18 protein-coding genes are annotated in these 20,371 nt (G+C 37.1%); 6 read left to right on the top strand and 12 right to left on the bottom strand.

The window, feature by feature from the left end; all coding sequences use genetic code 11:
- Window positions 1–132: 132 nt before the first annotated feature.
- Entirely contained in the window at window positions 133–1,923 is a 1,791-nt protein-coding gene (rpsA, locus tag ACMGDK_RS05600; RefSeq protein WP_116012919.1) for a 30S ribosomal protein S1, read from the bottom strand.
- Window positions 1,924–2,202: 279 nt separating this feature from the next.
- Here rpsA and ACMGDK_RS05605 point away from each other — a divergent pair, with 279 nt between their 5' ends.
- Both ACMGDK_RS05605 and ACMGDK_RS05610 read left to right on the top strand, forming a co-directional pair.
- The gene (locus ACMGDK_RS05605) at window positions 2,203–3,465 is read left to right on the top strand and encodes a C45 family peptidase (protein WP_436807023.1); all 1,263 of its coding nucleotides are present in this window, start codon (window positions 2,203–2,205) and stop codon (window positions 3,463–3,465) included.
- Between the two features lie 297 nt (window positions 3,466–3,762).
- Entirely contained in the window at window positions 3,763–5,070 is a 1,308-nt protein-coding gene (locus ACMGDK_RS05610) for a DEAD/DEAH box helicase (protein WP_436807024.1), read from the top strand.
- A 214-nt stretch (window positions 5,071–5,284) separates the two neighbouring features.
- On the opposite strand, the gene ACMGDK_RS05615 is transcribed toward ACMGDK_RS05610, so the two are convergent.
- Complete coding sequence (locus tag ACMGDK_RS05615) at window positions 5,285–6,178, bottom strand: SMP-30/gluconolactonase/LRE family protein (RefSeq protein WP_436807025.1); 894 nt, start codon at window positions 6,176–6,178, stop codon at window positions 5,285–5,287.
- Between the two features lie 268 nt (window positions 6,179–6,446).
- Here ACMGDK_RS05615 and ccoG point away from each other — a divergent pair, with 268 nt between their 5' ends.
- Complete coding sequence (ccoG, locus tag ACMGDK_RS05620) at window positions 6,447–7,889, top strand: cytochrome c oxidase accessory protein CcoG (protein ID WP_436807026.1); 1,443 nt, start codon at window positions 6,447–6,449, stop codon at window positions 7,887–7,889.
- A gap of 53 nt (window positions 7,890–7,942) precedes the next feature.
- Here the strand turns inward: ccoG and ACMGDK_RS05625 are convergent, their stop codons facing one another.
- Window positions 7,943–8,824 carry an AraC family transcriptional regulator gene (locus tag ACMGDK_RS05625; RefSeq protein WP_436807027.1) on the bottom strand — a complete coding sequence of 294 codons (882 nt, stop codon included), beginning with the start codon at window positions 8,822–8,824 and terminating at the stop codon, window positions 7,943–7,945.
- A 196-nt stretch (window positions 8,825–9,020) separates the two neighbouring features.
- On the opposite strand from ACMGDK_RS05625, the gene ACMGDK_RS05630 reads away from it, so the two are divergent.
- Together ACMGDK_RS05630 and ACMGDK_RS05635 are read left to right on the top strand one after the other, a co-directional pair.
- Entirely contained in the window at window positions 9,021–9,365 is a 345-nt protein-coding gene (locus tag ACMGDK_RS05630) for a MerR family transcriptional regulator (RefSeq protein WP_034704939.1), read from the top strand.
- A 235-nt stretch (window positions 9,366–9,600) separates the two neighbouring features.
- Window positions 9,601–10,875 carry a hypothetical protein gene (locus tag ACMGDK_RS05635; protein WP_436807028.1) on the top strand — a complete coding sequence of 425 codons (1,275 nt, stop codon included), beginning with the start codon at window positions 9,601–9,603 and terminating at the stop codon, window positions 10,873–10,875.
- An 82-nt stretch (window positions 10,876–10,957) separates the two neighbouring features.
- Here ACMGDK_RS05635 and ACMGDK_RS05640 read toward each other — a convergent pair whose 3' ends face one another.
- The 8 genes from ACMGDK_RS05640 to ACMGDK_RS05675 all read right to left on the bottom strand — a co-directional run bounded on the left by ACMGDK_RS05640 (window position 10,958) and on the right by ACMGDK_RS05675 (window position 16,986).
- Window positions 10,958–12,178 carry a YncE family protein gene (locus tag ACMGDK_RS05640; RefSeq protein WP_436807029.1) on the bottom strand — a complete coding sequence of 407 codons (1,221 nt, stop codon included), beginning with the start codon at window positions 12,176–12,178 and terminating at the stop codon, window positions 10,958–10,960.
- A 238-nt stretch (window positions 12,179–12,416) separates the two neighbouring features.
- Window positions 12,417–13,139: a 23S rRNA pseudouridine(2604) synthase RluF gene (gene rluF, locus ACMGDK_RS05645; RefSeq protein ID WP_436807030.1), complete on the bottom strand. Its 723-nt coding sequence runs from the start codon at window positions 13,137–13,139 to the stop codon at window positions 12,417–12,419.
- Window positions 13,139–13,717: a hypothetical protein gene (locus ACMGDK_RS05650; RefSeq protein WP_436807031.1), complete on the bottom strand. Its 579-nt coding sequence runs from the start codon at window positions 13,715–13,717 to the stop codon at window positions 13,139–13,141. Before ACMGDK_RS05650 ends, rluF begins: the two co-directional genes overlap by 1 nt.
- Window positions 13,714–14,412, bottom strand: coding sequence for a tRNA pseudouridine(55) synthase TruB (gene truB / locus ACMGDK_RS05655; RefSeq protein ID WP_436807032.1), 699 nt, complete (start codon window positions 14,410–14,412; stop codon window positions 13,714–13,716). The genes ACMGDK_RS05650 and truB overlap by 4 nt, the downstream gene beginning before the upstream one ends.
- A complete protein-coding gene (locus ACMGDK_RS05660) occupies window positions 14,412–14,861 on the bottom strand; it encodes a hypothetical protein (protein WP_436807033.1) in 450 nt (149 codons plus the stop codon). The genes truB and ACMGDK_RS05660 overlap by 1 nt, the downstream gene beginning before the upstream one ends.
- A gap of 5 nt (window positions 14,862–14,866) precedes the next feature.
- Window positions 14,867–15,685, bottom strand: coding sequence for an undecaprenyl-diphosphate phosphatase (locus tag ACMGDK_RS05665; protein ID WP_436807034.1), 819 nt, complete (start codon window positions 15,683–15,685; stop codon window positions 14,867–14,869).
- 102 nt (window positions 15,686–15,787) lie between these two features.
- Complete coding sequence (locus tag ACMGDK_RS05670) at window positions 15,788–16,084, bottom strand: DUF3098 domain-containing protein (protein WP_436807035.1); 297 nt, start codon at window positions 16,082–16,084, stop codon at window positions 15,788–15,790.
- 2 nt (window positions 16,085–16,086) lie between these two features.
- A complete protein-coding gene (locus ACMGDK_RS05675; protein ID WP_436807036.1) occupies window positions 16,087–16,986 on the bottom strand; it encodes a cell division protein FtsX in 900 nt (299 codons plus the stop codon).
- A gap of 91 nt (window positions 16,987–17,077) precedes the next feature.
- Between ACMGDK_RS05675 and rsmA the strand changes: the two genes are divergently transcribed.
- Window positions 17,078–17,848, top strand: a complete 771-nt coding sequence (rsmA, locus tag ACMGDK_RS05680; protein ID WP_111960365.1) for a 16S rRNA (adenine(1518)-N(6)/adenine(1519)-N(6))-dimethyltransferase RsmA — start codon at window positions 17,078–17,080, stop codon at window positions 17,846–17,848.
- 78 nt (window positions 17,849–17,926) lie between these two features.
- On the opposite strand, the gene ACMGDK_RS05685 is transcribed toward rsmA, so the two are convergent.
- Window positions 17,927–20,305, bottom strand: coding sequence for a choice-of-anchor L domain-containing protein (locus ACMGDK_RS05685; protein WP_436807037.1), 2,379 nt, complete (start codon window positions 20,303–20,305; stop codon window positions 17,927–17,929).
- Window positions 20,306–20,371 lie beyond the last annotated feature (66 nt).

Genomic DNA, 20,371 nt, shown 5'->3' on the forward strand with positions numbered 1-20,371 from the left:
TTCACAATTCAGCTATTATTTATCTTCTTAAAAAGCCTGTTTATATCTACAGGATTAATTTGAGCTGGTAAATCTGAATAACAAAAAAAGCCGCTCAAATGAGCGGCTTCATTATTCAATGGAGTTAAAGGATTATTTACCCTCTTCCATTTTTCTTTTCAATTCTGCTAATGCATCGATATCTCCAAGAGTTGATCTTTCTTCATTGTTTGAAGAAGAAGATACGTTTCTAGAAGCAGAGTCTTTCATATTTTTCTTCTCTTCGTCTCTGAAGATTCCTGTATGAGAAACTACTACTCTTTTGAATTCCTTGTTGAATTCGATTACTTTGAACTGAGCATCTTCACCTTTCTTGATTTTAGATCCATCTTCTTTCTCTAATAATCTTGACGGGCAGAAAGCTTCTACTTCTACGTCTTCGAACTGTACAGAAGCTCCTTTATCGTGAACCTCTACAGCTTTACCAGCGTGGATAGTACCTTCAGCATATTTAGTTTCGAATTTATCCCAAGGGTTTTCAGTTAACTGCTTGTGACCTAAAGATAGTCTTCTAGCCTGGATGTCTAATTCAAGAACGATAACGTTTAATTTATCACCTACTGCACAGAATTCAGATGGGTGCTTGATTTTCTTAGTCCAAGAAAGATCAGAGATGTAGATTAATCCGTCGATTCCTTCTTCTAACTCTACGAATACACCAAAGTTAGTGAAGTTTCTTACAGTTCCTACATGCTGAGATCCTACCGGATACTTAGCTTCGATATTTTCCCATGGATCTTTAGATAACTGCTTGATACCAAGAGAAATTTTTCTCTCTTCTCTGTCTAGTGTTAATACTTCAGCTTCTACTTCATCACCTACCTTCACGAAGTCTCCTGCAGATCTTAAGTGAGTAGACCAAGACATTTCAGAAACGTGGATTAATCCTTCTACACCTGGAGCGATCTCTACGAATGCGCCATAGTCAGCAAGAACTACTACTTTTCCTTTTACTTTGTCACCAACTTTCATGTCAGCAGAAAGAGCATCCCAAGGATGAGCTTCTAATTGCTTCATACCTAACTGGATTCTTGTTTTCTCATCATCGAAATCAAGGATAACAACTTTTACAGTCTGTCCGTCCTCAAGGATTTCAGATGGGTGGTTCACTCTAGACCAAGAAAGGTCTGTAATGTGGATCAATCCATCAACACCTCCTAAGTCGATGAATACACCGTAAGAAGTAATATTCTTAACAGTACCTTCAAGAACCTGACCTTTTTCAAGCTGAGCGATGATTTCTTTTTTCTGACCTTCGATATCTGCTTCGATCAATGCTTTGTGAGATACCACTACGTTTTTGAACTCAGGGTTGATTTTCACAACTTTGAACTCCATAGTTTTACCTACGAACTGATCGTAATCTTTGATTGGCTTAACATCAATCTGAGAACCTGGTAAGAATGCTTCGATTCCGTGTACGTCAACGATCATACCTCCTTTAGTTCTAGACTTAACAAAACCGTTAACGATTTCTCCAGTTTCGTGAAGTTCGTTTACTCTATCCCAAGCTTTAAGCGTTCTAGCTTTTCTGTGAGATAACTGTAATTGTCCGGTTTTGTCTTCTCTTCTGTCTACCATTACTTCCACATCGTCACCTACTTTAAGACCTGGGTTGTAACGGAATTCGTTAAGAGAAATAACACCTTCTGATTTGAAGTCGATGTCAACGATAGCTTCTTTATCAGTTAATCTTACAACTTTACCAGTGATAACGTCGTTATCATTTAAACTGCTTAAAGATCCGTTGTAGATTTCTTCTAAATCGCTCTTTTCTTTTCTTGCGTCTGCATCAAGACCTGACTCGAATGAATCCCAATCAAATTGTTCCGGTGCTACGTTTTGGTTTAATAAAACCTCTGCTGAATTTGTCTCTTTTGACATTTTCTAATAAAATTTGTATTCCTTCTTTTTTAATGGTCTGAATAAATGTGGATCTAAAAAATACGGAAGTAATTAATTTTTAATAATTTACCTTTCAAACCTTTCACACAAAAAGTGGGTGCAAAGATACAACTATTTTTTAATATTAACAACGGATTTAAACCTCTTTTCTTTACTATAAAATCAAATAGAAATTCAAGCCCAGTGTAATACATTTACCAGCTGAATTGTTTTTAAAAGAGAGCCTGATATAAATCAAACTCTTTAACAGTCAGAGCCATGCACAAAATATTCCTTTTAGCTTTAATTATTTTGCTTTCATACAATAATTCCATAAAAGCATGTACTATTTTTTCCTGTTCAAGAGGAGGAGAAACATTTGCCGCAGCTAATGAAGATGATGTCACTCCTTTTACAAGGATCTGGTATAATCCTGCTACCAAGAACCGTTATGGATCCGTTTGTTTCGGAGCTCCCGATATGCAGGCTGCAGCTGCAATGAATGAATACGGACTCTTTTATGATTTTGCAGCTGCTAATTATGATTTGAGTAAATTAAACCTAAAAAATCCTTATAAAGGAGACCTGATGTGGGAAATATTAGGAAAATGCAAAACGGTAAAAGAAGCCATGGTTATCCTTAAGCAATATGATTATGCAATATCTGCTAAAGTTTTATTAGCCGATAAAGAAGGAAATTCTATCGTGATCACTCCCGGAGGCATCATAGAAAAGAATGGTGATTTTCAGGTGAATTCAAACTGTAATATGATTAATGGAAAGCTGTCATGCAGAAGGCCTGACATTGCCAACGAAATGCTTTCCGGTTCTAAGGAAAACAATATCGATTTCCTGAAAAATATTTTGGACAAAACCCATCAGGAAGGAGAATTGAACACTCTGTATTCTACTATCTGCGATCTTAAAAAAGGAATCATCTACGTCTATCTTTTTCACGATTACAATACTGTCTATAAAATTGATTTAAAATCTGAACTGAAAAAAGGCTACCACATAGAAAATCTTGCCGATCATTTTCCTATTTCATTCGCCTATGAAAATTTTTCTAAGAATCATCCTTTATATCTTAAGGAATCTGTTTTCCAGGAAATGCAGGATAAAGGTATAGAAATCACTATCGACCGGTATATTGCAGAAAGTGAGAAAGCAGATCCGAAAAATAAAAACCTGGATCCTGCTCTACTTGAAGTGGCCTTACAGCTGATTAAATATTCATGGAACGAACATAATAACGGTGCTATGTGGGATTACTGGTTCAGCAAACCTAATGGATATGATATCAAACCATACAAAGACACCAGGCTCACTTCCGCAGGAAAACTTTTAAAATATCTGTCAGATAAAGAAGAAAAAGATCTCAAACTCCGTAATTTCATGTACGAAATGTCAGGTTTTATTAATTTTACTCAAGGAAATAAAAGTATGGCAAAAGACTTTTATGAGAAAGCCATAGCTAATTCTGATGAAGCCTATCCTGTGACTTTATTAAGAGGGAAAGAGATGCTGAGCAGGTTGAAATAGATGGCAGATGCAAGACGTTAGATTTCAGACGTGAGATACAACATATGACTACTGGTGGCTTCGAGTGCCTCAGCCACCAGATATTTGTCCTTCATTCAATATTTCGGGATGTACATTCTTCAATTCTAAAACTCAAACTTGAATCCAAAAACCAGAAACCCTCAAACTCTCGAACCCCAAGACCCTCCCACTCTAAGACTCTCCTACTCCGTACTCGTAACTCAAAAACGATTCCGCTCTAAAACCCTCACATTCTTCCACTCCAAACTTGCTCTCTAAATTCATTATCTTTGCAAAATGGAATTAGAATCAATTTATCAAAAACTGCAGATTCAGGACATGAATCAGATGCAGAAATCTACATATAAAACTACTGAAAACAATACGGATGTTGTTTTGCTGTCTCCTACCGGTTCAGGGAAAACGCTCGCTTTTTTGTTTCCTGTTCTTCGAAACCTTAAAAAGGATATTTCAGGAATCCAGGCATTAATTTTAGTTCCTGCCAGAGAACTGGCATTGCAGATTGAGCAGGTTTTCAAATCGATGGGAACAGATTATAAAGTTTCTGTCTGCTATGGCGGTCATGATAAAAAAATTGAGGTTAATAATTTAATTGAAGCTCCGGCAGTTCTCATCGGAACACCTGGAAGGGTTGCTTATCATTTGAGGAACAACAATTTTGACCCCAAAACGATCAAAACTTTGGTTTTGGATGAGTTTGACAAGGCTTTGGAACTGGGTTTTCATGAAGATATGGAATATATTTCCGGTTCGCTGAAAGGCCTTTCACAACGAATTTTAACCTCAGCAACTGCGATGGATGAAATTCCAAAGTTTACAGGGTTAAAAAATGAAAAGATCATTGATTTTCTAAAATTAAGCGAAGTAAAACCGGATATCCAGTTACGAAAAGTAATGACTATTTCTGAGGAAAAACTGGATACTCTTTTTAATTTAATATGCAAGATCGGGAACAAAAGAACATTGATCTTCTGTAATCACCGTGAAGCTGTAGACCGTATTTCTGAACTTTTAAGGGAAAAAGGAATCGACAGAGAAACGTTCCATGGCGGTATGGAACAGGATGAAAGAGAACGTGCCCTTTTGAAATTCAGGAATGATTCTGCAAGAATTTTAATCACTACAGATTTGGCTTCCCGTGGCCTAGATGTTCCCGAAGTAGAATCTATCGTTCATTACCAGCTTCCTCCGAAAGAAGATGCTTTCATCCACAGAAACGGCCGTACAGCAAGAATGAATGCGAAAGGTTTTGCTTACCTGATCATGACCGAAGATGAAAATTTCCCGTTCATTAAAAGCAATACACCGGAAGAGAGTGTAGCCGGTTTTAATAAAGTTCCGGAGAAAACTCCTTTCCAGACCATTTATATCAGTGCCGGCAAAAAAGACAAAGTGAATAAAGTGGATATTGTAGGATACCTTATTAAAAAAGGGGAACTGCAGAAAGAAGATATCGGTATCATTGAAGTGAAAGACACAACTTCTTATGTGGCAGTTTCCAGAAATAAAGTAAGCTTTGTTCTGAAGAAATTAAGCAATGAAAAACTGAAGGGCAAGAAAGTCAAAATGGAAGTGGCTTATTAATCTGAACCATTAAGTTAGTATTAAGCCTTTAAGAATATTAAGAGAAGCCCGTTATGGACTTCTCTTTTTTTATTTTGGCCATTGCGAACCGAAGGTGAAGCAATCTCAAAAAAAACACAAAAATTAGTGCTGTTCTTTCTTTAAGCTCCCAAGAATTGCACAGATTTAGTATACGACTAGAGATTGCTGCATCGCTACGCTCCTCGCAATGACATTATTTTACTCCTTTTACTTTAGTTGGCAGCTTGTAAACAGATTTTGAGGCCGTAATGAACAGAATATCATTATTTTCCCCTCCAAAAGTTACATTAGACGTCCAGTCTTCTTCAATAGGAATATGGTACAGCTTTTTCCCGTGACGGTTGAAAATATGAACTCCTTTTCCCGTTAAATAAAGGTTTCCGTGTTTATCCAGCGTCATACCGTCTGAGCCCATTTCACAGAACAGCCGTTTTTCAGAGAGCTTTCCTTCACCAAGAATATCATAAACGTAGGTTTTCCCGGCATCAATATCCGAAACATAAAGCTTATTAAACATTTCACTTCCAACAATCCCGTTGGGCTGCACAAAAGTTTCAAGCTTGACTGTTTTTCCTTCTTTGGATCTGTAATAAAGGCTTTTATGAGCAATTTCCTGCTTAAAATCTACCCAGTAATCTCTTTCATATAAAGGATCTGTAAAATACATTCCTCCGGCTGAATCATTCCATATATCATTAGGTCCGTTCAGCCTTTTTCCCTGAAACCCTTTCAGGACCACCTCTACTTTTTTATCTTTTGAAATTTTCCAGATTTCACCCTGATCATCGGAACAGGTGATGAGGTTTCCGTCTTTATCGAAGTGAGTGCCGTTTGCTCTCCCTGTTTTTCCTAAAAACTCTATGATCTTATTTGTTTTCCAGTCCCAATAATAGATTTTGTCGTTGGGCTGGTCAGTGAAATAAACATTCCCATGTTGATCCGAAGACGGTCCTTCTGTAAAACTGAACTGATCCGAAATCTTCTCCGGCTGCACACCTTCATAAAACATTTTGTTATAATTTACTGATTGACAGTTTACCAATGCGAAAACCAAACCAATTACACTTATGTAACCTATCTTTTTCATTCTTCATTTATTTAAAGACTGCAAGTTACAATATCAGTCATAACATCCCAATACATTTACTCATTTTGATATAATAAAATTTAAAACAAAAATGTCTCAATTGTCCTATTTTTGAAGCAGATGGTATTAGTTGAAAAATAGTTTTATCCGGACCTTTGCTACGGTAAGATCAACACTATTTTTATCCTCTTAAAAACTGACTGAAAAACAGTTTGATCCAGCCTCAAAATATCACCTTAATACTTTTTAACTTAACAAAAGTACCGCAATGAGTGCAGAATCAAGCAGCGACAAATTTGTAGAATTTGAAAATGAGACGTTTAGAAATTCGGTAGGAACCATGGATGAAACGGGGAAAAGAAAATGGGTATTTCCCCGGAAACCAAAAGGAAAGTATACCAACTACAGGAACTATGCAGGTTTTCTTATGCTGGCTATATTTTTTGGGCTGCCATTTGTAAAGATCAACGGTAATCCTTTTCTTCTGATTAATGTGATCGATAGGAGATTTTTTATCCTCGGGCAGCCTTTTTACCTGCAGGATTTCTTTATTCTTGCATTAGGTGCAGTAACTTCCGTAATCTTCGTTATGTTATTTACAGTAGTTTTCGGAAGAATATTCTGTGGTTGGCTGTGTCCGCAGACGCTTTTCATGGAAATGGTGTTCCGAAAGATTGAATATTTGATAGAAGGTGACAGAAATAAGCAGATGAAACTGGACAGACAGGAATGGAATGCAGAAAAGATAAGAAAAAGAGTACTGAAGTGGTCTGTTTTTGCATTAATCTCACTAATCATTGTCCATTTCATGTTCATGTACATTGTAGGATACGAACAAGTATTCCGGATCATGAAGGAAGGGCCTGAGGCTCATTCTGTAAAATTCCTTGTGATGATATTTTTCACGATGACATTTTACTTTGTTTTCGCCTGGCTGCGCGAACAGGTTTGTACCTTGGTATGCCCATACGGAAGGCTTCAGGGCGTATTGATAGACAAGCAGACCATTAATGTTTACTATGATTTCAAAAGAGGTGAAAACCGCTCAAAATGGAGAAATAATGAAGACCGTAAAGCAACCGGAAAAGGAGACTGCATAGACTGCCATCAGTGTGTTGTGGTGTGCCCTACAGGTATTGACATCAGAAACGGCCAGCAGCTGGAATGTGTAAACTGTACAGCCTGCATCGATGCCTGTGATGAGGTAATGGATAAGGTAGGACTTCCAAAAGGACTGATCCGTTATGCTACGGAAGCAGAAATTGAAAACCGGGAAGCTTTCAGATTTACATCTAGAATGAAGGCAACTACAGTATTTCTGGCCCTGCTGATCGGATTTTTAGGATTCTTAATGTACGACCGTGGATCTATGGAAGCTAAATTCATCAAGCCGGCAGGCTCTACATTCTTTATTAAAGACGGAAAGATCACCAATACTTTTATTTATACGCTTTTAAATAAATCCAATGAGAAGAAGACCCTGACTATTAAAGTAATGACTCCTGCTCATGCAGAGATCACTTATTTTGGTTCTGAAAAAATCATTTTGAAAGGTGACGAAATCCTGAAAGGAAATATCAATATTACTTTCCCTGAAGAAGATATTAAGTTTTCCAAACAGAATATGGTGATCGGTGTTTTTGATGAAAAAGGAGAAATGCTGGATTCTTTTGAGACGACGTTTGAAGGACCGTTTAAACTTTTGTTGTAAAAGAGAACGTCAATGACTTCAGTTTTCAGCCTTCCTTCATCTTTCCTTTAATTTTAAACCTTATATTTTCTCATAAACTGAGTAGGAGTCATTCCGGAGCTTTTCCGGAATACTCTTACAAAGTAGGAATATTCTTCATATCCAAGCCTGAAAGCGATTTCCACAAGACTTTCATCAAGGTACATCAGCATCCTTTTAGCTTCCAGCACTACTCTTTCAGTGATAACATCGGTTGCCGTTTTCTGAACAACGGTCTGTGCAATACGGTTCAGGTGCTTTGGAGTAATTCCCAACAGTGATGCATAATAAGAGATTGATTTCTGTTCGGTAAAATGTTGCTCGATCAGGTTTTCAAAATCCTGATAATGTTTAAAATAAGAAAGGCTCGCGGAAGAAGACTGGCTGTCGATTTCTTTTGAAAACAGCCTTGCTGAATTAATAAAAATTTGAGACATTAATGAAAGGATCAGCCCTTCTTTCATAAGATTCTGGGACTGGTACTCTCTTCCCAGCTCCTGAAATAAAATCTTGTTTTTTATCAGCTCATCAGCGTCCAGCTGCAGCTTCCTGGGAAAAGATACGGAACCGAAAAAAGGAAAGTTTCTTAATTTCTGGTTCACATAATGCATTTCGTAAAATTCCTGTGAACAAAAGAAAATATACCCGTCAATATCTTCTGAAAGCTCCCAGCTGTGGATCTGTCCGGGAGAAAGAAAAAAAAGGCTCCCTTCAGAAACATCATATTTTTGAAAATCGATCTCATGAATTCCTTGTCCTTTGGTAAAAAGAACGGCAGCATAGAAATCATGCCGATGTGGCTTTTCAATATGCCGGTGCCCTACCACCAGATGTTCTTTCATCGTATTGAAATAAAAATGAGAGGTGTTCCTGCCGGACTGAAAAAGGTCAATATGAAGAACGGAGATAGAATTCATTACTGATAATATACAGACGTAGTTATTGTATAAAAGTACTGTAAAAAGAGAGAAAAAACAAGCTTCATAAAAAGACAGATTTTTATCAATTCCTTATCCGGAAATTTTGATATTATCCGGAAGACAGGAATAGAAGCTGTATAATTTGCATCCGAGGTTAAAAAATTTTTATCTTTGGCTTTTAGGATTTGTAACAATGAAAATAAATTTACCTGACAAACTGTATTATTCCATTGGAGAGGTGGCAAAAGCTTTCGATGTAAATACTTCATTAATACGTTATTGGGAGCAGGAATTTCCTATTATCAAACCTAAAAAGAACAAGAAAGGCAACCGCTACTTTACTCCTGAAGACATCAAGAACCTGCAGATGATCTACCATCTGGTAAAAGAAAAAGGCTATACGCTGGATGGAGCAAGGATTGCTCTGACGACCAACAGTAAAATTTCTGAAACAGTTACCATCATTGACCGTCTTGAATTTATAAAAGCCGAGCTTCAGAAACTGAAGGCTTCTCTGGCGGACAGAGATTCTGAATAATTTTAATTTTTTTAGAATTTCTATTTTGGAGTAGATTCTGGTCCTGTTTCGTGATTTCGTTGTCGTTCTTTTTACAATAATGTAACTTATTGATTCTAAGTATCCTTTAAATTATTTTAGCATACAATATATTTCCATTTATTTTATCAAGTGCTTATATTGAATTTACTTGATAAATCGATCGTTTCTGCTTTTCATCATTGCTTCAGCTTTTTTTTATTGATAAGTTTACTGGATGATGAGAAAAAATTATTACCGGAAACTGGCATTCATGGGAATGCTTTTGATCGTCCTTTTGGCATTTCAGAAGTATACCAGCCGGGAAAAAGAAGATTTTCCTGAAGTAAAATTCATTGCGGAAAACTCTGCTGCTCACAACCTGACTGATTTTGACCCTAATGATCTGGATGAAAAGCAATGGATGCGTTTAGGATTTTCTGAAAAGCAGGCTTCTACGATTCTTAACTACAAAAAGATTGTAGGAGGTGAATTTACATCAAAAGAACAGCTCAAAAAATGCTATGCAATTTCTGAAGAAAAATTTACGGAGCTGAATTCTTTTATTTTGCTTCCTGCAAATGGCAAAGACAGCCACTTTGAAAAGTTTAAAACGAATAACAAGAAAGAAATTTATGTTTCTAAAAAGTTTAATCCGGATGGGCTTTCTGCTTCGGAATGGATGAAGATGGGTTTCAGTGAAAAGCAGGCTAAGGCTATCTTAAAATACAGGAATTATTTGGGTGGAAGTTTTGTAAGCAAGGAAAAATTCAAAGAATGTTTTATCATCTCTTCAGAAAATTACAGCAAGCTTGAGCCCTATATACTGCTTCCGGTAAAAACACCTGACAATTTTAGAAAGTCCGGTAATCAGTACGCCATAAAATCTACTTTTCAGCATCATTCATTTGACCCCAATAGTTTGGACCTGGATGGATGGAAAGGTTTAGGATTTTCTGAAAAACAGGCGAATACAATTATCAATTACAGGGACAGAAATCTCAGAGGAAGTTTCAAATCACTCGAAGATATAAAGAAATGCTTTGTTATTTCTCCGGAAAAGTTCCAGGAATTAAGTCCTTATATTAAACTCAATACGAGCACGAATAAGGTTCAAAAACAGGAAACTGATTTTTCAAAAGTTGATTTAAATAGGATCACATTCAGGCAATTGCTGGAATTTGGTTTGGATGAAAAAAGTGCCGGATCGATGATCGGATTTAGAAAAAAACTGAGAGGTTTCGTTAATAAACAACAAATTTTAGATACCTATAATATTGATAAAAATTTGGTTCAAAAATTATTTTCTATTGCTCCGCTAGATGTTTCAAATGTTCCTAAATATACTTTAACAGAAGCCCCTGAAGAATGGCTGAAAGATCATCCCTACTTCAAATATTCTGCTGATAAGATCATATTCTACCGGGCTACCTACACGGATGATAAGAAAATTCTGAAGCTTTTAAAATTAAAGCCAGAGTATGAAGAAAGAATGAAATTATATTTAAAATAACTGGAAATCATATAATAAAAACTACCCAAAACAATATGTGCTAATTTTGGATAGTTTCTAATCTGGTGCATTCTTTTAAGTTTTAGTGATGCATGTAGCTGCTGGGACCATTGGTTCCTTCAATTGATTCAGGTAGTATTCCATATTTGGTTTGTAAATCGACGGTACCTAATGTTTTCCCCGTCTCGATTTCTATGACACTGATGGTGCCGGAATTTAAGTTAGGAATATCCAACAGGTTATTTTGTACTGCTACAACTTCTTTTCCTTTTTTGGTTTTAAAGAAAACCATATGATGCGCTCCTTTATCTGCGGTAAGGGTTTTTAAAAGCTTTAATTGAGGAAGATTACTTATATCAAAGACCAAAACTTTTCCGGGATCTGCAAAACTTACATAAAGCCTGCTGTTATCATCGATATACATTTCAAGTGCCCAGCCTAATCCTTGTGTGCTTCCTTCAAATATTTTACTAAAAGCATCATACTTCTTGGTGGTAGCATTGTATGGAGCAATCCAGATATCGCCACCCAGCATTGTCGTTGCAAGAGCATATTGTGGAAATTTTCCACGCAGCAACAGAACCTCGACAGGACTGGACATATCCGTTTGTGAGTCTGCTACCAGATAGGTCTCTTTTAATTCATAGGTATTTAGATCTAATAAAGTACAAGTATTTCCCATTCCAGTCTTAAGATCCGGGTGAATGGTTGAGGTGACCATCATTATTCCTTTTTCCTCATTAACAGAAATACCATGCGGGTACATGATAAATTGATTTGGATTGGTTTGAATCGGCGCTTTAATAGTTTTGATAAGCTGGTTGTTATTTGCGTTAAAAACACCTATACTACCATCTTTTGGTCCTCCTGCCCCTCCCATAAAAGTCATAAAATATCTTCCATCATTGGTAAAAAACAAATTTTCTCCTACCGTATTCTCACCTGTATCAATAGGTGTTGCATTAACTAGTTTCGGCTGTCCGTTTTTGTCTTTTTCCGTTTTTATCTGGTAGAGATAACTCCCTCCTAAAGCAGTGGTAAATAATTTGTTTGCACTCTGATTATAATAAAGATGATGAGGCAGGACACCAATGCCTAATTCAAGTTTGCTGCTAATATGTCCAAAATTTGGTGCTTCAGGATCAAGCTCAATGACAGCTATTCCATCTGGTAATCCTTTCAAGCTTCTATAGTCAATATAAAAAGAAGAATCGTGCGGAAGATCCGAATTATGGTTATCATTTTGACAATTAGAAAATGTTATTAAAATAATAAGAGAGAATAAATTCAATTTTAATTTCATGGTTTTTAGTTTTGATAGTTATTATTATAAATATAATATATTTTCACTAACAAACTAAAAATATTACACCAATGTGTGAATATTATTAAACAGCAACATTTTAAGTATTTTTTCTATTCCTCTTCTTCAGATAGATTAGTCGGAGACAGAAGTTCTGATTTGTTTAACAAAATAACAGATATAAAAAGTAAGCAGGAAAATATTTCCTGCTTATACTTGTTTATTTTAATATATAATCTTAATCGATTGTTTTGATTGAATCAGAAAGGAGGTTGTTGAGCGTATTAAATTCATCTTCCGTAAGATCACGCCATTTTCCCACCGGCAGATCCAGTTTGATGTTCATGATGCGGATGCGTTTTAGTTTTTTCACTTCATACCCTAGGAATTCGCACATTCTCCTAATCTGCCTGTTAAGTCCTTGCGTAAGGATAATCCGGAAAGTCATGTCATCGATCCTTTCCACTTCGCACTTTTTAGTGACTGTGTCAAGAATTGGGACTCCGTTTCTCATTTTTTCAAGAAATTTGGGCGAAATCGGTTTGTCTACACGCACGATATATTCTTTTTCGTGGTTATTTCTTGCTCTTAGAATTTTGTTTACGATATCGCCGTCACTGGTCAAAAGAATTAGGCCTTCACTGGGCTTATCCAGTCTTCCGATCGGGAAAATTCTTTTCGGGTGATTGATATAGTCAACAATATTGTTTTTCTCGCGTTTGGTATCTGTAGTGCACACAATCCCCACAGGTTTGTTAAAAGCGATGTAAATAGGCTTATCCTGCGGCTCACGGATCGGTTTTCCATCTACTTCCACAAGATCTTCATCAGAAACTTTGGTTCCCATTTCCGGGACCTTTCCGTTAATTGTTATCCTTCCTTCTTCCAAGAGTTTATCTGCAGCTCTTCGTGAACAAAAGCCAACTTCCGATAAATACTTATTGATGCGCGTTTTTTCCATTAGTCTTCTCCGTAACCTGTATAATTTTTATTGCTGAAAATAGTAACCCCATAGCTCAATCCAATAAAAAAGCCGTTAGATTTACCATTCAGCTGATATCCTTCAAAAGTAATCCCACCTTCCTGGCTCAGCCTTTTTGAATAGGAAACCATGATTCCCAGCCTTGCTCCCCAAAATTCGGAATCAGAAATCGCTGAATGGTTAAGCTGCTTTCCGTAATTTAAATCAATATAAAAAGGACGGTCACCCGGACTGAATATGATCTTCGGTTGAATCATCCAGTATACCAGATGGTAATTATCTTCTATAAAGCTGTATTTAAGTCCGGTTCCGAGTGCAAAGTTAGTAAGAAAATTGTAACCTCCTATTGCTGTTATTCCATATGTTATTTTCCCAATCTGTTTGGGTTCAATATACTGCGAATCCGTAAACTGATTATCTTTGTTTTGTAGATTATAGCTGATATTGAGTGATGGGTTGAAGTAAAAATCCATTTTGGCTTTTTTAGTCTCCGTTTCCTGAGAGAAGTAGGTAACGGAAAATAACAACCCTAAAAGCAAGAGGAAATTTTTTATCATAAGTTTTCGAATTTATATTCATTCTCTAAGAAATCAGCTGTTGCATTTTCAATCGTATACTCACCGATCTTGGTGCGTCTAAGCTGTGTAAGGTAAGCTCCCACTCCAAGTTCCTGTCCGATATCGTGAGCCAGACTTCTGATATAGGTACCTTTTGAGCATCCTACCGTAAAGCTGACCAAAGGAAAATCAATTTTAATATCATTGAGATAGAAGATTGTCGTTTTCCTGGATTTCATTTCAACTTCTTCTCCTGCTCTAGCTAAATTATAAGCTCTCTGTCCGTCAATTTTTATGGCTGAGTATACCGGAGGTTTCTGCTCTATTTCCCCAACGAATTTTTCAAGAGCTTCTTTGACTTGCTGTTCTGTAATGTGAGCAATATCCTGATGAAGAATTTCAGGCTTTTCTGTATCATAGGATTCGGTCTGAACTCCTATTTTGATCTCTGTCCAGTATTCTTTGGGAGCGTCCTGAATCTCGGGAATTTTCTTTGTAAATTTTCCGCAGCAGACAATAAGCAGGCCTGTTGCTCTCGGATCTAAAGTTCCGGCATGGCCTATTTTAAATTTCTTGGGAAGATTAAACTCTCTTTTGAGTTTATACTTCATCTTATTGACCGCCTGGAAAGAGGTCCAATCCAAAGGTTTGTCCAATAAAAATACATATCCTGATTGCAGTTCTTCAGCTGTCATTATTCTAAAATTTCGGTGATACTTACTAGGCTTGGCAACTTATTGACCCTTTGTTTGCAATCAGGTCCATTTTCCACATTCACAAAACATTTTTTATCACCAATGAAATAATATATATTCTGAAAAGGGTACACTGAATTATTGGGAGCAATATTTACTGTATAATTTTCAGGTAAATTAAATTTATAGCTGGTTTTGCTAACAGATGTAATTTTTTGGCGGTAACATTTTCCTTCTTTGGAATATTCCATAAAAGGTTTGTGGTCCAGTTTTTCGTCCGGGACAAGCTCCTTACAGATCAATAGATCTTCAGCAATATTTTTTTCTTTGAGCTCAACGAAAAATTCTATTCTTTCTCCTGTATTATTTTTTACAAACAGCGTATGTGCCGGAGCACAGGACACGATCAGGCCGGAAAAAGCCAATATTTTTAAAATATTAGTTTTCATGGGCCTTATTTAAAGAAATAGAAATAGATCAACAAAGCAATTCCTACAAAGATACGGTACCAGCCCCAAGGCTTGAAACCATATTTGTTCAATACTCCGATGAATGCTTTAATGGCGATCAACGCCACAATAAATGCTACAATATTTCCTACTACGAAGATCATAATGTGATCCTGAGATGCCATGATCATTTCATATCCTTTCTGAGGATTTCCGGTTTCTTTTCCCCATGTTTTCAGGAAAACAGAATATACTGTTACTGCCAGCATTGTTGGAACAGCCAGGAAGAAAGAAAATTCTGCAGCAGCCTTTCTGGTCAGCCCCTGTGACATTCCTCCAATAATAGAAGCTGCACTGCGGCTGGTTCCCGGCATCATCGCAAGGCACTGCCAGAAGCCTATCGTGATGGCTTTTCTTATAGTAATCCCCTTTTCATCATCAATTTTAGGATTCTTGAACCATTTGTCTGCGAAAAGCAGAACCACACCTCCCAATACGAGCACTGAAGAAATAGCGATCTGGTTTCCAAGGACAGCTTCAATTTTATCATCAAATAAATACCCCAGAACCAATGCAGGTACAACGGCAAAAGCAAGCTTATAATAAAACTGGAGATTTTTCAGATCAAAGAATTTTTTCCAGTACGCCACTACAACCGATAAAATAGCACCGAACTGAATAGACACCTGAAACATTTTCAGAAACTCATCATCCTGCAGACCCAAAAGGTTCGCTGCAAATCCCATGTGTGCCGTAGAAGAAATAGGAAGATACTCTGTAAGCCCTTCAATAATAGCAATAATGATTGCTTTAATTAAATCCATATTTTGTGTATATAAAAAATTTAAAGATTAAAAGATTCTGAAATGTAGAAAGTTCTTCTAAATTCCTTAACCCTTTAATCTCTAAATAAAGAATGTATTGATTTATTTTCTTTTTAAAATAGCATAAACTTCTATTCCAAAGCCTATTACTATAAACAGTGGCGCAATTCTGATCCTGCGGATGGAAAAAATACCGTCATTCCATGAGTTGGGATCAAATTTCCCATCTACCGTATTGGCATCCGGCCCCATCATCAGCAGAAAACCTACTACGATAAAAGCCAGCCCTATCAGCATCCACTTGAAGTTCTGCTGCCCGAAGTAAAAGGTATTTTCCTGCGGTACTTCGGTTTCCTTGCCAAACTCTGAAGCGGCAAATTTATTTGTTTTTTTGCTCATTATTAAGAGTAATATAGATCGTCAACGTTTGATTTTAAGAATCTCCATGTAGCGAAAATGGTACTTAAAACAGAAATAAAAATTCCTACACCAAGCACTAATACAATCAGCCAGAAGTACTGGTTGTTATCCTGTACGAAAGCTGAACCAATCTGGCTCGTAAAATAATACCAGACTCCTCCCAGCGCCAGAAGACCGATTACAGATCCGATAGCCCCCAAAACAATGGCTTCGATGATAAACGGCTTAAGGATGAATCTTCTTTTTGCCCCAACGAGCTGCATGGTTTTAATGATAAATCTTTTGGAGAATATTTTGAGTCTGATCGAATTGTTGATCAGCACTACTGCCAAAACCAGAAACAGAATAGAGAATCCCAGAATCCACTTCAGAATTCTGCTGAGGTTATTGTAAACGTCCACCATTAAAGTACTGTCATTTTTAACATCTACAATACCCGGAACGGCTTTGATCACTTTAATTGCCCCGTCAATTTTTGCTGGATCCACATATTCGGGCTTTAATGCCACTTCGATAGAGGAAGGGAAAATATTTTCCTCAAAAAGTGCATCGCTGTCTATTCCCATTGTTTTTTTGGCTTCTTTAGCCGCCATGTCCCGGGAGATATAAGTTGCTTTTTTTACAGGAGCTAAGGTCTGTACCTTTTTAAAAGTTTCTTCCTCTAGTTTTGCAATCTTTACAGAATCTTTCGCATCATAGTTCTCATCAAAATAAGCATTCACTACCAGCTGCTCTTTAATATAGTCAGAATACTTTTGAGCATTGATTAAAATAAGCCCCATTAATCCTAACAAAAATAACACTAATGCGATACTTATTACGACTGTAATATTGCTTGACCGAAGCCTTTTCTTATTAAACTCATCTACAGATTTAGCCATTAATATTAAAATTTTTGGCTAAATTAGAAAAAATCTTCCGAAATTTGGGACGAATTAAAGAAAATCATTGTTAATAAAATCATAAAAAACTTTGAGTGTAAAAGCAAAAAAACATCTTGGACAGCACTTTCTGACAGATGAAAATATCGCGAGAAAAATCGTGGAAGGTCTTAGTTTTGAAGACTATAAAAATGTCATGGAAGTAGGTCCCGGAATGGGCGTCCTTACCAAATATCTGTTTGAAAAAGAACAGACTATCTATCTGGCAGAGATAGATACCGAATCTATTGAATATCTGAAAAAGAATTATTCAAAGATCACAGAAAATACTTTTGTAGGAGATTTCCTGAAACAGGACTTCCATTTTATCAATGGAGAGCAACTTGCCATTATTGGTAATTTTCCTTATAATATTTCTTCACAGATTCTTTTTAAGATCGTTGATTATTATCAGCAAATACCTGAAATGGTAGGAATGTTCCAGAAAGAAGTTGCAGAAAGAACGGCCGCAGTACCCAGAACTAAAGATTACGGTATTCTTTCTGTCCTGATCCAGGCTTATTATGATGTTTCATATCTGTTCACCGTTCATGAAAATGTGTTTAATCCGCCTCCGAAAGTAAAATCAGGAGTCATCCGACTGACAAGAAATCCAAAAGAAGGTCTGGCCGGAAACGAGGTTCTTTTTAAGCAGATTGTAAAAGCAGGATTTAACCAGAGAAGAAAAAAGCTTTCAAACTCATTGAAAATATTGAATATTCCTGAAGCTTTAAAGACCCACGAATTTTTGGACAAGAGAGCGGAAGAGCTCAGCGTTCTGGATTTTATAGGCTTCGCCAATCTCTGGAAACAAAATCAATAAGTAGTTGTTTTTATTTCAAAAAAATAAAAAGCCTTTCAAGTGAACTTGAAAGGCTTTTCTATGTATGATTTCTGTATCTTATTCTCGATTCTTAAGCATGATCCATCCGGACCAGTTCATTTGAATTTTAGACTTGGGATATTCGAAATTAAATTTATACCAGTAAGTTGCCGTAGAAAGTTTTTTTCCACCCACTGTTCCGTCCCATATAGGTTTTTCTTTAGAGAATCTGAACATTTCCACTCCATATCTGTCAAAAACAGATCCTGTGAAATTTTTAAATCCAACCAGTGCTGTAAGGTCCAGAACATCATTTACACCATCATCATTAGGTGTAATGATATTATTGATCTGCAGGGTATAGAAATCAAAGGTTCCCACGCAATGGGTTCCCACTCTTCTCACCAATACTGTATAATTCGTATTATCTAAAAGGCTTGTGAAAACATTAGATTCCTGCCAGGTAATTCCATTGTCGATAGAATATTCTAAAGTACTTGGAGTATTATTCATCATAGGATTCTCGGCAATAATTGTCACTGTTTTTTTAGCACTTTCATAATTCACTGCAGTCACGAAAGGTGTAGCTGCACCTCCTACTTTTGCGGTGAAGACCTTTTTACAGAATCCGTTATCCACTTCTACCGTATAAACACCCCAACTGTCTGTAGTAATGGTTTGTGTTGTAGCTCCCGTGCTCCATAAGTACTTATAATTAGGTCCTGCACCTGCATCTAAAGTAATACGGTCACCTAAACACATTTCCACATCTTTTAAAGGTGAAGTGATCTCCGGTGTAACCTCTACTGTTATGGTAGCAGGATTTAAAGAACGGCATCCTTTCGTTCCGACTGCATAAACAGAGAATGTTGTCGTCTGATGCAAAGTTACGGTTTGTGTATTGCCTGTACCCGGGAAATTAACCCACTGATACGTTACACCTCCTTCAGCCGTCAGGGTTACTGCTTCTCCCGGACATATTTTAATTCTGGAAGATTTTATCCCGGCCTTAGGTGTAGTTTCCTTTTGTAAAGTTAATTCTATCATCCTGCTGCAGAAGCCTCCGTTTGACACTACTACGTAAAGAATCTGCCCGTCTGTACCGTTATAATTTAAAACATTCTGAATATAGTTCGCGTTCTGAGCTACAGCATCAGCCTGATTTACATAGAATCTGAATACAGCTCCCTGTGTCGGGCTTATTGACGGCATAGCATTCGTCAGGTCAAAAGTGGTAATATCCGGCGTAGAACACAGTAAAAGAGTAGCATCCTGTGCCTGCGGAGTGGTTCCGCCATGAATTTCTATGGTTGCTTTACCCGGACAAGGATTTCCGGGAACACTTACTTCAATAGTGTATATTCCGGGTTGTACAGCCGTAATCGTATTGGTAGTAGCACCTGTTACCGGAGCTCCGTTTAGGTACCATTGGTATAATAAGTTTGGGTCACTTACTGACGCTGTGATCACCTGTGGTGCATTATCACAGACATTGATTTCGGAAGGCAATGTAGCACCGCTGGGGTCCAGAAGCTCTACACCGATATTAAATGATCCTCCTTCCAGAAATACAGCAGAATCCCAGCCATGATCTTCAAAGCTTCCCGGTGCATAATCGGCAACGACCATTTTAAAATGATATTCCTGCCCTGCCACTACAGTCGCGGTTGCGGTAAGAGGAACTGTTCTTCCTTCAAAATTTGTTTCAATATTGGCCGTATTATATCCTCCAAAATACATTTCATTAACCGCAGCACAGCCGCCACCTCCAGGAATTAACGGGTGAATATTGGTAATACTTACAGGACCGGCACCGCCCGGAAGCACTGCCATATTCTGATAAGGTCCTCCTGATGTAGGTCTAAGCAAAATAGCAAAAGCGTCTGCATACTGACATGGGAAGGAGCCGGAGTATTCCTCCGAAGCCAAAATATAATTAAATTTAATCTGCGATGTGGTAGGGACAAAATCAAATTCCAAAAGAACACCATCAGTCAGTGTTCCGGTAGATCCAATAGCCTGTGCAAGGTCTGAATCTGTACCACCCCCATTATTGTCACTCAGGTTTGTTTCAGCTACATTTCCTGCCCGTCTGGCTTTTCCCGTAGAAAGTACAATCCCGTCTTTGAAAGGAAAATTAGTAGTTCCTTTATGAAAATATCCCCAGGATCTGTCAGCATCTGTCACAGCATGGTTGGGTGTAATTTTAACATTGGTTACAGTAGGTGTTACACAAGTATTTGTTCCTGAAGAGATCAGAACATCTTTTACGAGCTGCGTAATGGAATAGTTCGATTCTGCATATCCGGGAGTGTTTACATCAATAAAATTACCTGCTTTTTGAGTCATTGATCCTGCAGGCTTTTCTTTAGGAGGTTTTCGGGGTCCGTCTGCTTGTGAATATAAAAATGTCGAAACGACTAAGAAAAATAAAAGGAATAGTAGATTTCTTCGCATAATACTTTTGTTTCAACAAATTTAATTTATTTCTAAATATATCCTATATTTTTTATAAATTTTTTA

Source organism: Chryseobacterium hilariae, assembly GCF_051400735.1.
In the GTDB taxonomy this organism is placed as follows: domain Bacteria; phylum Bacteroidota; class Bacteroidia; order Flavobacteriales; family Weeksellaceae; genus Chryseobacterium.